This window comes from Methylobacterium amylolyticum (assembly GCF_030700245.1).
GTDB lineage: Bacteria > Pseudomonadota > Alphaproteobacteria > Rhizobiales > Beijerinckiaceae > Methylobacterium.
The window spans coordinates 1-11,287 of the sequence record NZ_JAUYZI010000093.1 but is presented as its reverse complement, the minus strand read 5'-3'; the positions used below and the strand labels follow the sequence as shown (position 1 = coordinate 11,287).

Genomic DNA, 11,287 nt, shown 5'->3' with positions numbered 1-11,287 from the left:
GTGATTCAAGGCTGATTTTGGAGATCGGCCTGGATGAGCCACGACCCGGATGGCCTGCGCGACGACCAGTGGGAGCGCCTGCGGGATCTGATCCCTGGCGGCCGGGCCGGGCAGCGCGGCCCACGATGCGACAACCGCCGCTTCGTCGAAGCGCTGCTGTGGATGGCCCGCTCGGGCGGGCGCTGGCGCGACTTGCCTGAGCGCCTGGGCGATCATCAGGCGGTCAAGCGGCGCTACTATCGCTGGATCGAGCGCGGCGTGCTGGACGGGGTCCTGGCCGCCTTGAGCGCCGAGGCCGATCTGGAGTGGCTGTTGATCGACTCCACCATCGTGCGCGCCCACCAGCACGCCGCCGGCGCGCGCCTGTCAAAAGGGGGGCGCATGCCCAGGGCCTGGGCCGCTCCCGCGGCGGCCTGAGCACCAAGATCCACGTCGCCTGCGACGCGCTCGGCGACCCCGTGCGCCTGCTGCTCGGCCCGGGCCAGCAGAACGACATGGCCCAGGCCCACGCCCTGATCGAGGGCCTGTCGCCCAAGGCCGTCATCGCCGACAAGGGCTACGGCGCCGATCCGCTGCACGACGCCATCCTGGACGCAGGCGCCGAGCCGGTGATCCCGCCCCGGCGTCACCGCCGCCGGCCGCACGCCTACGACCGCCATCTCTACACAGAGCGCAACCGCATCGAGCGCTTCTTTGCCAAGCTCAAGCAGTTCCGCCGCGTCGCAACCCGATACGACAAGCTCTTGGCCAACTTCCGCGGCTTCGTCCTCCTCGCCGCTATCGCCATCAGTCTCGCCTAAATCGTCACTACGCCCTAGGTCCTTCATCTTCCTGGCCTGATCGACTTGGAGGCCGCCGTACTCCTTGCGCCTGCGGTAATAGCTCTGCTCTGAGATCTCCGCCTCCTTGCATGCCAGTGACAAACTCTTGCCCTGGGCTGTCTGCATCTCGATCTGCCGCAGCTTCAGCACCACCTGCTCCGCGCTCGCCTTCTGACCTTGCCGCATGTCCGACTCCTTCGGTCCCGGCTGATCCTCTCAATCAGCCCGGTCCAAAGCCAGCCGGTCATGTCAGGATCACGCGCCGCGCTCTTGACCGGATGCCGCACGATCCAGCATGATAATGCAGCAGATGCCGGTGGAATCGTCGCGCACGACTGATGTACGACAAGATAATTCGATTTTCCGGTGATTTTCGCGTCGGCCGGCATGAGAATACATCTGTCGGTTGTCCGCTGCGATGACCGTTCGAGATCCGAAGGCGGGGATTGAGTGAGTGCGCACGCCGATCACACCTGACCAGCTTCCAACCTGGGCTCCTGGGGTGCGCACCGTGGACAGTGCTCCGCTTTCCTGGGACGGGGGGCGGCTGGTCGGGTACCGCTACGCGGGCTCCGACGTGGAGGTCCCCCCGCTCCGCGACTACCTGCTCGTCGCCTACAGGGACGGGGCGACGCCGATGCACCGGCGCTGTGCCGGCGATTGGCAGACGGACCAGATGCGGCCCGGCTCGATCTCCTTCCTCAGCCACGCTCAGCCATCACACTGGCGCTGGAGCGAGACCGTCGAGGTGCTGCACCTCTACCTCTCGCCCGCGACGGTGATCCGGACCGCCACCGACCTCTACGAGCGCGAGATCGAAGCCGTCCACCTTCGCGATGTCCTTCGGGCCGACGATCCGCTTCTCGCGGGCCTCGTCGCCGGCCTTGCACAGGAGGCCGGGCATGGCGGTCTCGGCGGAAGCTTCTACGCCGAGACCCTGACGCAGGCCGCCTGCGTCCACCTCCTGCGCCATTACACCGAGGTGCAGTTCCGCGAGACCGAGGCGCGCGGATGCCTGCCGTCGGCCCAGTGCCGTCGGCTGATCTCCTTCGTGGAGCACAATCTGGACGGCGCCATCACGCTCGCCGACCTCGCGGGTGTCGTCGGTCTCAGCGTCTTCCACTTCACGCGGATGTTCCGCGGCGCGTTCGGCTGCCCGCCCCACGTCTACGTGATGCGCCAGCGAGTCGAGGGCGCGAAGCGCCGCTTAGCGCGGCCCGAGGTTCCGCTCAAGGTCGTGGCCGCCGAGTGCGGCTTCGCCGACCAGAGCCACATGACGCGCGTGTTCCGCAACCTGCTCGGCGTGACCCCGGGAGATTATCGCAGGCAGGTTGCGGGCTGAGCCTGCGGGCGCCGTGCCGACAGCAAGTTTGAGCAACGCGATATCGGCTCTCGTTCAAGACAATCCTCCCGATCTCCGGGCTCAATGCATCGGCCGCCTGATCATCCGGAACGCCACTCCGGCTCAGGACAGAAGATCGAAATGGGGGAGGCCATGTCTCGATTGTCGGGAAAAGTCGCGATCGTCACGGGCGCGGCCGGCGGCATCGGGTGCGCCATCGCGACCGCGTTCGCCCGAGAAGGCGCCGCATTGCTCCTCGTCGACCGTGACGAGGCGGGATTGGCGGAGCTGGCCACGCGGATCGGCTCGGAGCGCTGCAGCGCCTGCACCGCCGACATGTCCGATGCCGGCGATGTCGCGCGCGCAACCGAGGCGGCGGTCGCCAGGTACGGGCGCCTCGACATCCTGATGAGCAATGCCGGGATTGAAGGCTCCATCCTCCCTCTGACGGAATATCCGGACGAGATCTTCGACCGCGTGATGGCGGTCAACGTCCGCGGTGTCTGGCTCAGCCTGCGTGCCGCGATGCCGGCGATGCAGCGCACGGGTGGGGGCAGCATCGTCATCTCGTCGTCGATCGCCGGCTTGCGCGGCTTCGCGGGTCTTTCGGCGTACAGTACCAGCAAGCACGCCGTGGTCGGCCTCATGCGCTGCGCTGCGCTCGAAGGCGCGGCGCACGGCATCCGGGTCAACACCATCCACCCCTCTCCGATCGAGACGCGGATGATGCGCGCCGTCGAGGAAGGCGCGGCTCCGGGAGCGCCGGAGACGGCAAAGGCCGGTTTCTCCGCCCTGATCCCGGCCGGCCGCTACGGGACGCCGGAGGAGGTCGCCAACCTAGCCCTGTTCCTGGCCAGCGACGACAGCGGGTTCTGTTCTGGCGGGTTGTACTCCATCGACGGAGCGATGTCTGCCGGCTAACCGCATCAAGTCAAGTCATCGAAGTAAATACACTCGGAATCGGGATCGCGAAATGACCATCGCCACCTCATCTGCGCGCGAAACGTCGGGCCCCGATCGGCCGATGCAGTTGGATGCGGCCGTGATCGGCGCCGGCGTCTCCGGCCTCTACCAGCTCTACCTGTTGCGCGAACAGGGCCTGTCGGTCAGAGCCTTCGATACCGCCTCCGACGTGGGGGGAACCTGGTACTGGAACCGCTATCCCGGCGCTCGCTTCGATTCCGAGGGATACATCTACCAGTACCTGTTCTCGGAGGAGCTCTACAAGGATTGGAGCTGGAGCGAGAAATTCCCCGCCCAGCCGGAAATCGAGCGCTGGCTGCACTACGTGACCGAGCGTCTCGACCTGCGCAAGGACATCCAGTTCGACACGACGATCACTCAAGCACGGTTCGACGAGGCGACCGGGCGCTGGAGGATCGAGACCGACCGGGGTCAGGCCATCGATGCGCGTTTCCTGATCACCTGCTGCGGCATGCTCTCGGCGCCCCTGAGGGACATGTTCCCGGGTCAGGACACGTTCGAGGGCGAGATCTTCCACACCGCGCGCTGGCCCAAGACGCCGGTCGACGTCTCGGGGAAGCGGGTCGGCGTGATCGGCATCGGCGCCACCGGCATCCAGGTCGTGCAGACCATCGCCGGCGCGGCCGGTCACCTCTCGGTCTTCGTCCGGACGCCGCAATACGTCCTGCCGATGAAGAACCCCGCCTACACCTCGGCCGATCAGGAGGCGTACAAGGCGAAGTTCCATGATCTCGCAACCCGCCTTCCCCACACCTTCTCCGGCTTCGAGTACGATTTCGAGAACGGTGCCTGGGCCGAGAAGACACCGCAGGAACGGGTCGAGATCCTCGAGAGCGTCTGGCAGGACGGCTCCCTGAAGCTGTGGCTCGCCTCGTTCGCGGAGATATTCTTCGACGAGGGCGTGAGCGCCGAGATCTCCGAATTCGTGCGTGGCAAGATGCGCGCGGAACTGAAGGATCCGAAGCTCTGCGCGGCGCTGCTCCCGACGGAATACGGCTTCGGCACCCACCGCGTCCCCCTGGAGCGCGGCTTCCTGCAGGCCTTCCATCGGCCGAACGTGTCGCTCGTCAGCGTCAAGGATAACCCGATCGCGGCCGTCACGCCCAGAGGCCTGCGCCTCGCGGACGGCACCGAAGTCCCGCTCGACATCCTGATCCTGGCCACCGGCTTCGATGCCGGAACGGGAGCCCTGACCCGGATCGACATCCGCGGTCGCGGCGGACGCTCGCTGAAGGAGGAGTGGGGCCGGGACATCCGCACCACGATGGGCCTGCAGGTGCACGGCTATCCGAACCTCTTCACCACCGCGGCGCCGCTCGCGCCGTCCGCCGCCCTCTGCAACATGACGACCTGCCTTCAGCAGCAGGCGGAATGGATCAGCCGCTGCATCGCTTACATGCGCGAGCGCAATCTGCACGTCATCGAGGCCGACGAAGCCTTCCAGGACGAATGGGTGGAGCATCACGACGGCATCGCCGCGGCGACCCTCGTGACCAAAACCAACTCCTGGTACATGGGCTCGAACGTCGAGGGCAAACCCCGCAGACTGCTCTCCTATATCGGCGGCGTCGGAACCTATCGGCAGAAGTGCGACGAGGTCGCCGCGAGTGGCTATTCCGGGTTCAGCCTCCGCTAGACTTGTTCCCTGTGGCGACGGATCGAGTGTCGATCGACGCGCCTCAGGCACAGCTGTGCTCGGCCTCACCCATCACCGAGCCGTGGCTTCGGCCTGCACGCGGTCGCCGTCAACTCGACACAGAGGGCCTTTCCATGACCGACTCGGTAAGACCTTCCACCGCGTTCAAGACGGAGGTCGATAACATTCTGCGGGACGCGGTCGCAGGAAACACGGGCGTACCCGGTGTCGTCGCCATGGCAACGGACCGGGTCGAGACCTTCTATGAGGGTGCCGCCGGCAAGCGCCAGCTCGGCCACGACGCCGAGATGACGACGGACACCGTCCTCGCGATCTTCTCGACGACCAAGGCCATCACCGGCACGGCAGCGCTGCAACTCGTCGAGGAGGGCCGGCTCGACCTCGACGCTCCGGCCAAGACTTACCTGCCGGAGATCGGCGAACTCCAAGTCATCGAAGGGTTCGACGAGACCGGCGACGTGCGGCTGCGAGCGCCGAAGCGCGATATCACCACCCGCATGCTGCTGACGCATACCGCCGGTTTCGGCTACGATTTCTTCAACGCGGCCTATGCCCGGCTGGCGCAGGAGAAGGGTCAGCCCAGCGTCATCACCGCCTCCCGGGCCGCGCTGCGGACGCCCCTTCTGTTCGACCCCGGGGATCGCTGGGAATACGGCAGCAACATGGATTGGTGCGGCCAGGTCATCGAGGCCATCGCCGGCGAGCGCCTCGGCGACGTCTTCCAAGCCCGCATCTTCAAACCCCTCGGCCTGCGGGAAACGGCCTTCACGCTGAGCAGCGCGATGCGCGAGCGGGTGGCCGGCATGCATGCGCGCCTTGCCGACGGCACGTTGTCGGCGCTGCCGTTCGAGCTTCCGCCCGAGCCTGAGATCCACATGGGCGGCCACGGACTCTACAGCACCGTCAGCGACTACATGCGCTTCATCCGGATGTGGCTGAACGATGGTCAGGGCGAGAACGGTCGGGTGCTGAAGGCCGAGACCGTTCGGATGGCCGAACAAAATCATCTCCGCGGGCAGAGCGTGACAATGCTGCCGGGTGTCATCCCGGCCCTGTCCAACGACGCTGAGTTCTTTCCGGGCCAACGGAAATCCTGGGGCCTGACCTTCATGATCAACGACGAGGATGCGCCGACCGGCCGGCCTGCCGGATCGCTCGGCTGGGCTGGCCTCGCAAACCTGTTCTACTGGATCGATCGCCGAAACGGCGTCGGCGGCTTCTGGGCGACACAGATCCTGCCCTTCGGGGATCCGGCCTCGTTCGGCGGCTATCTCGCCTTCGAGACGGCCCTCTACCGAAACCTTCATCGGGTGGCGTGACCTCACAATTCGAGCGCGATCGTCACCATCCGGAACTTTCGGTGCCGTACGGATACGCGGCCAAACTTCTCTCCGAACGCAGCACGATTGAGGCGAGCGCTACGCATCTCCGGCCCCATGCGAATATCTAGTGAGACAACAGCCAAAGAATGCGGAAAGCTCATTTTAGATGTGTTAACCGCCAGTTTTTGCTCAGAAAACGGCGGATAATTTCCAGATAGAACAAGATTCTCAAGGCATGATCTAACGCAACACGGCAAATGCTCCGGCAACCATCAACCGAGGACGGATATTCGTTCGAACTAAATGGGGGAGAACCAACATGAAAAATCTGCTGAACCGAGCTACCAGTTCGAAGAGGCTGCACAATCTCCGGTTTGGACTCTGCCTCTCGCTTGTTGCCGCAGCCACCGGGTTCCAATCCGATCCGGCGCAGGCTCAGGAGATCATGCCGTACGAGTTCACGCCGCTGCCCGCCGGGACGAACCTTGCGCTCGGCTATTACGCCTACGGCCACAACACCGACTACAGACTTGCGCGGGGGCCGACCTTGCGCGGTTCCGGGCTTGAGACCCATGTCGGTGTCGCGCGCTTCGTGCACTACGACGAGATTGCGGGCTTCCGCGCCGGCTATCAGATCTACCAGGGCTTCGGCGGTCTCCAAGATGCCAGGATCGGCGGCCAGCGCCTCCCGAACACCTTCGGCGCCCAGAACATCACGCTTTCCGCGTTTCTCTGGCCCTACATCAATGAATCATCGAAGACTGCCATCATCCTTGTCGGTTTCCTCAATCCTCCGACCGGAAGCTATGACCCTTTCGCCCCGCTCAATCTCGGTGACAACCGGGTACGGGGCACCGTCCAGGGCGGCCTACAACAGGGCTTCGGCAATCATCTCAGCCTCGACATCGCCTACGACGCCCAGTTCTACGGCGATAACGACCGGGCTTTTCCCGGCACCAGCCTGCTGAGGCAGGGGACGACGCACCGACTCCAGACGTGGCTCAACTGGCGCTGGAACCCGTCCTTCAACACGTCGATCGGCTATACGGGTATCTGGGGTGGCGAGCAAAGGCTCAACGGCGTTCTCAATGGGGCACGCACCGAAATCCAGCGCATCCGGTTCCAGACCGGATACTTCTTCGATCCGACTCTTCAGGTCGCTCTGGAACTCAATCACGACCTGCAGGCCACGGGCGGTTTCAAGCAGGATTTCGGCGCGGTTTTCCGGATCCTCAAAGCATTCTGAATAGCATTATAGGGGCGTACCCCGCAGCGTGGTGTCAGCGATGGAACCACCGGGGTCACAGGCTGGAGCCGGGACGATCAGGCCGCAGGGTCGGCAGGCTGAAGAGGGGATCATCGCCGATCAGGGCGATGCTTTCCAAGGTCATGTGCCGAGCATGCTGGACGGCCCACTCGTCGCTTTGTTTGAGGTCAGGCAGCTTGGTCTACCAATATGGCTTGGAAACTCCTGCCCAACGCGTTCGTGCCTTTTCAGCAGGTCGGAGCTGGAGTGCACCCTGTTTGACCGGACAGGCAGCGGGGTGGGTTTAGGCAGTCCGGCTGAGGTACTCTCTGGGCGAGAGCATGCGCGGTCCGGAGTGCGGGTGGAAGGTGTTGTAGTCCTCGAACCAAGCCGGGAGAAGCCGCATCACGGTCTCGGCGTCGGCCAAGATGGCGAGGCGGGCATAGTCGCGCTTGAGCGTCTTCACGAACGCCTCCGCGATGCCGTTGCTCTGCGGCGAGCGCACCGGGGTGAACAGCAACCGTGGGCCGAGCGCGGCGGCCGTCTGTGCTGTCTCCTTGGCGATGTAGGCGGAGCCGTTGTCGGCCAGCCATTCGACTGGGTGCGGGGTCTTCGTCGCGCCGAACCGGCGCTCGCAGCAGGCGATCATCAGGTCGCAGACCATCTCAGCCGAGACGCCTGTCGTGGTCGCCGACCACGCCATGATCTCGCGGTCGCAAGCGTTGATGGCAAACAACACGCGGACGACCACACCGTCCCGGCAGCGCAGTTCGAGGTGATCCGAGGTAATTACCCAGGCCTGTGATGGCAGTGTTCAGGCACCGATGGTTTTGAGGACGGTGCTGAAGGGGCTGCTGCCTGTGAGGCGGGCGGTGTCGACGACGGTGCGGATGGCGGCCTCGCCCTCAGCCGCCCACATGGCGCGGTAGCCGTTGGTCACCTTCCGCTGCACTGATCGGCCCCCACGGGGTGGTCCGGGTCGAGAGTTAGTGCAGGGTGGGCCTTTCCACCACGACTAGAGCCGTTCCCGATCGCGTTGCAATCGTGCACGGCTCTAAGCCTTTGTTTTGACGCGCTCTCTCGCGCCGAGCCGGTGTCCACCTCGGCGGAGCGCGCTCTAGCTTGGCCGGCGGAGCCGGTTGGACGAGCGCAGCCGGCCAAGCGGTCAGGGCTGGCACGAACACCTCCGGGGCCGGCGGGCGATAGCCCAGCGCGCCATGCGGCCGGACCGTGTTGTAGTGACGCCGCCAGCTCTCGATGATGATCTGTGCCTCTCTCAGCGTGTAGAAGACCTCGCCGTCCAGCAGCTCGTCCCGCAGGCGGGCGTTAAAGCTCTCGACATATCCGTTCTCCCACGGTGAGCCGGGCGTGATGTAGGCTGTCTTTGCGCCGACCGCGGCGATCCACGCCTGCACGGACTTGGCGATAAACTCCGGGCCATAGCACATCGGGAAGATGGCTCGACGGTTCTGGGGCGGCGCGCGAAGCCATGCTGAGCGCAGCGCGCCGCCCTGGGGCGGTCATGGCCGACCGGCAGGTCTCTAGAGTGACGGTGTTCGAAGCCTCATTCCGGAGACGGATCGACCATGACCAGACCACAGCTTACGCCGCCGGCCGGCGTTCTCGTAGCCATCGACATCGCCAAGGCCCGCAACGAGGTCCTCATCGAGGTGCCCGGCTCCGGCCGACGACGCCGGTTGAGCGTCCTCAACACCCGCGCCGAGCACGATCGTCTGATCGCGCTGCTGTCGAACCTCGGTCAGCCGGTGACTTGCGGCTTCGAGGCCACCGGCAACTATCACCGCCCGATCGCCTGGCGCCTGCTCCAGGCCGGCTTTGCCGTGCGCCTGATCTCCTCCGTGGCGCTCGCCCGCACCCGCGAGGCCCTGCACAACGGCTGGGACAAGAACGACCCGAAGGACGCCCAGGTCATGCTGCACATGATCCGCATCGGCGCCTCGCAGGTGTATCACGACCCGCTCGCCGCCGGCATCAACGACGTGCAGGAGCTGTCCAAGACACACGATGCCGTTTCGCGGGCCAAGACCGAGGTGCTGCATCGGATCCTGACCCACTACCTGCCGCTATACTTTCCGGAGGTCGACCGCTTCCGCCACAACAGCCGCTCGGACTGGTTCTTCGCCTTCCTCGATCGCTTCCCCACGCCCGCCTGCATCACCGCGCTGAGCAAGGAGGCCTTCATCGCCGCCGCCTGGGATGTCGTCGGGCGCAAGGTCGCCAAGGCGCAACTGCTCGGCGACATCTACGAGACGGCCCGCAGCTCGATCGGCCTGCCGGTGCCGCCTGACGCTCCGGCGGTGAGCATGTTCCGGCTCGTCATCGGCGAGGCGCGCGGGCTGATCCAGCAGCGCGACGCCATCGAGGCCACGGCCGACGCCCTCCTGACGGACTGCTCCGACTACAAGCTGCTGCGCCGCATCCCCGGCATCGGCCCGATCAACGCCCTGACCATCCTGGCTGAGGCTGGCGACCTGCGCCGCTTCGGCCATCACCGGCAGTTCCTGAAGTTCTGCGGGCTCGATCTGGCCACCCAGCAATCCGGCACCTTCCGCGGCCAGACCAAGCTGTCGAAGTACGGCAACGCCCGGCTCCGGCGTACGCTCTGGCTGGCTGGGCAGGTGGCCATCCGGCAGCGGGAGAACGGCTTCCGCGACAAATTTGAGCGCTACATCGCCCGCGACCGGCACAATGCCGACCTGCGGCGCAAGGCGCTGACCGCGATCACCGCCAAGATGGCGCGCGTGGTGCACGCCGTCATCAAGACCGGTGCCGACTACCGGCCCTTCGTCGAGGGACCGGTGCCAGGTGGGAGAACCCCTCTCAGCAGAGCCGTGAGGGCGTGAGAACCACGACCCTGTAGATAATGCTCGGGTCTCCTGCCTGGATCGACATCTCGTGTTGAGGACGGTGAGGACCACGGTGCCGCATGCATCGGCTGGATCCTGTGTTCGCTATGGCCGAGAGTTCTTCCGGATCGGCAGGAGCCGCCTGGATCGACATTGACGACAAACACACCGCGGGCGCATGTTCGCGGACGGAGACTTGTTGCCTGGCCAGCCGTCCTTCCTCGCTACGTAGGACGTTGTCCGAGCGGATGTGCTTGAGCACCCCGCGCAGGCTGAACAAGTCCGAGAGTACATCGATCACGTCGATCGCCTTGAGCTTGCGCGCCACTCGGATCGTCAGACACTCGCGCGTGAACTCGTCCACGACGTTGAGCATCCGGAACTTGCGTCCATCGTGGGTGCGCGCCTCGACGAAGTCGTACGACCAGACGTGGTCGCGGTGCTCTGGCCGCAGCCTGATGCAGGAGCCGTCGTTGTCCCAGATCCGGCTGCGCTTGGGCTGCCGGGCCGGCACCTTCAGCCCCTCCCGCCGCCAGATCCGCTCCACGCGTTTGTCGTTGACGAACCACCCGGCCGCCTTCAGCAGCGCCCCGACCTTCCGGTAGCCGTACCGGCCGTACTGTTCCGCCAGCGCGACGAGGTCGGCCGTCAGCGCCGCCTCGTCGTCTCTCCCCCGCGGCACCTTGCGCTGCGTCGAGCGATGCTGCCCGAGCGCCCGGCAAGCCCGGCGCTCGGACACGTCCATCGTCCCCACGATGTGCTCGACACACGCACGTCGGCGCGCGGGGCTCAGAAGTTTCCCCGGGCGGCCTCCTGCAGGATCAGCTTGTCCAGGGTGAGATCGGCAATCGCCTTCCGCAGCCGCTGGTTCTCGACCTCCAGGTCCTTCATCCGTCGGACCTGATCGCCCTTCAGACCCCCGTACTCCTTGCGCCAGCGGTAGTACGTCACCTCCGTCACGCCGATACTGCGGATCGCCTCGCCGACGCTCTGGCCCTGGCCGACTAACACGTCCACCTGCCGCAGCTTGGCGATCACGTCCTCAGGC

At 65.6% G+C, this 11,287-nt stretch carries 7 protein-coding genes and 5 pseudogenes; 7 read left to right on the top strand and 5 right to left on the bottom strand.

Annotated features, from left to right (window positions below):
* Window positions 1-33: 33 nt before the first annotated feature.
* A protein-coding gene (locus Q8W71_RS33030) for an IS5 family transposase (protein WP_370875408.1) occupies window positions 34-800 on the top strand; the annotation gives its coding sequence in 2 pieces (ribosomal slippage) (window positions 34-382 and window positions 382-800; 768 coding nt in all).
* Window positions 801-803: 3 nt separating this feature from the next.
* Here the strand turns inward: Q8W71_RS33030 and Q8W71_RS31450 are convergent.
* Window positions 804-1,007 (bottom strand): annotated as a pseudogene (locus Q8W71_RS31450) (transposase); the annotation flags it as partial.
* 325 nt (window positions 1,008-1,332) lie between these two features.
* Between Q8W71_RS31450 and Q8W71_RS31445 the strand changes: the two are divergent.
* From Q8W71_RS31445 to Q8W71_RS31425, 5 genes are all read left to right on the top strand, one after another.
* Window positions 1,333-2,163 (top strand): AraC family transcriptional regulator, encoded by an 831-nt coding sequence (locus Q8W71_RS31445; RefSeq protein WP_305529289.1) that lies wholly within the window; start codon window positions 1,333-1,335, stop codon window positions 2,161-2,163.
* A 141-nt stretch (window positions 2,164-2,304) separates the two neighbouring features.
* The gene (locus tag Q8W71_RS31440; protein ID WP_305529288.1) at window positions 2,305-3,084 is read left to right on the top strand and encodes an SDR family NAD(P)-dependent oxidoreductase; all 780 of its coding nucleotides are present in this window, start codon (window positions 2,305-2,307) and stop codon (window positions 3,082-3,084) included.
* A 52-nt stretch (window positions 3,085-3,136) separates the two neighbouring features.
* Window positions 3,137-4,783 (top strand): flavin-containing monooxygenase, encoded by a 1,647-nt coding sequence (locus tag Q8W71_RS31435; protein ID WP_305529287.1) that lies wholly within the window; start codon window positions 3,137-3,139, stop codon window positions 4,781-4,783.
* A gap of 134 nt (window positions 4,784-4,917) precedes the next feature.
* On the top strand, window positions 4,918-6,123 hold the full coding sequence (gene acmB / locus Q8W71_RS31430; protein ID WP_305529286.1) for a methyl acetate hydrolase AcmB: 1,206 nt from the start codon (window positions 4,918-4,920) through the stop codon (window positions 6,121-6,123).
* A gap of 322 nt (window positions 6,124-6,445) precedes the next feature.
* Entirely contained in the window at window positions 6,446-7,372 is a 927-nt protein-coding gene (locus Q8W71_RS31425) for a transporter (protein WP_305529285.1), read from the top strand.
* Window positions 7,373-7,676: 304 nt separating this feature from the next.
* Here the strand turns inward: Q8W71_RS31425 and Q8W71_RS31420 are convergent.
* The 3 pseudogenes from Q8W71_RS31420 to Q8W71_RS31410 all read right to left on the bottom strand — a co-directional run.
* Window positions 7,677-8,156 (bottom strand): annotated as a pseudogene (locus Q8W71_RS31420) (integrase core domain-containing protein); the annotation flags it as partial.
* Window positions 8,157-8,186: 30 nt separating this feature from the next.
* Window positions 8,187-8,324 (bottom strand): annotated as a pseudogene (locus Q8W71_RS31415) (IS66 family transposase); the annotation flags it as partial.
* Window positions 8,325-8,502: 178 nt separating this feature from the next.
* Window positions 8,503-8,811 (bottom strand): annotated as a pseudogene (locus Q8W71_RS31410) (integrase core domain-containing protein); the annotation flags it as partial.
* A 147-nt stretch (window positions 8,812-8,958) separates the two neighbouring features.
* Here Q8W71_RS31410 and Q8W71_RS31405 point away from each other — a divergent pair.
* Window positions 8,959-10,236, top strand: coding sequence for an IS110 family RNA-guided transposase (locus Q8W71_RS31405; protein WP_305529284.1), 1,278 nt, complete (start codon window positions 8,959-8,961; stop codon window positions 10,234-10,236).
* Between the two features lie 238 nt (window positions 10,237-10,474).
* Here Q8W71_RS31405 and Q8W71_RS31400 read toward each other — a convergent pair.
* Window positions 10,475-11,287 (bottom strand): annotated as a pseudogene (locus Q8W71_RS31400) (IS3 family transposase); the annotation flags it as partial.

What these genes read in the sequence shown, in the direction of transcription:
- Q8W71_RS31405 (WP_305529284.1), top strand. Translation starts at nt 8,959, where the DNA reads ATGACCAGACCACAGCTTACGCCGCCGGCCGGCGTTCTCGTAGCCATC.
- acmB (WP_305529286.1), top strand. Translation starts at nt 4,918, where the DNA reads ATGACCGACTCGGTAAGACCTTCCACCGCGTTCAAGACGGAGGTCGAT.
- Q8W71_RS31440 (WP_305529288.1), top strand. Translation starts at nt 2,305, where the DNA reads ATGGGGGAGGCCATGTCTCGATTGTCGGGAAAAGTCGCGATCGTCACG.
- Q8W71_RS31425 (WP_305529285.1), top strand. Translation starts at nt 6,446, where the DNA reads ATGAAAAATCTGCTGAACCGAGCTACCAGTTCGAAGAGGCTGCACAAT.
- Q8W71_RS31435 (WP_305529287.1), top strand. Translation starts at nt 3,137, where the DNA reads ATGACCATCGCCACCTCATCTGCGCGCGAAACGTCGGGCCCCGATCGG.